Origin of the sequence: Streptomyces sp. NRRL F-525, from assembly GCF_000716605.1 — a bacterium.
In the GTDB taxonomy this organism is placed as follows: domain Bacteria; phylum Actinomycetota; class Actinomycetes; order Streptomycetales; family Streptomycetaceae; genus Streptomyces.
Genome location: NZ_JNXE01000162.1, coordinates 1 through 376, shown reverse-complemented (window position 1 = coordinate 376; position 376 = coordinate 1). Strand labels below are relative to the sequence as shown.

General features: G+C 69.7%; 1 pseudogene. It reads right to left on the bottom strand.

Features of this window, described 5'->3' with window-relative positions:
• A pseudogene (locus tag OO69_RS48335) lies at nt 1-376 on the bottom strand (hypothetical protein); the annotation flags it as partial.

The window sequence follows — 376 nt, the reverse complement described above, 5'->3', positions numbered from 1 at the left end:
GCGGTAGGCGGAGGGGATGGTCAGGGTGTCGCCGATGGTGGACCCGATACGGCGGGCCCCCGAGCCCTGGTTGTCGTCCAGCGTGACGTCCTGGGTGGCCAGGCTGGCCCCGAAGGTGGCGCCGATGCGCCCCCAGAAGTTCCCCAGGTCGTAGCGGATCGGGCTCACGTGGATCAGCACGATGACCTTGGTGGCCCAGTCGGGGATGGCGATGTTCCAGCCGGCCGCGGTGGAGAAGTAGCTGTAGCTGGTGCTGCCGCCGATGGCGGTGCTGATGCTGGCCGGGGACTGGGTGAACACGCTGCGTCGGCGGCGCGGGTTCGCGCACGCCCGCAGATCGGTGACCATGGCGTCGGTGATGGTCGACGTGGAAGCG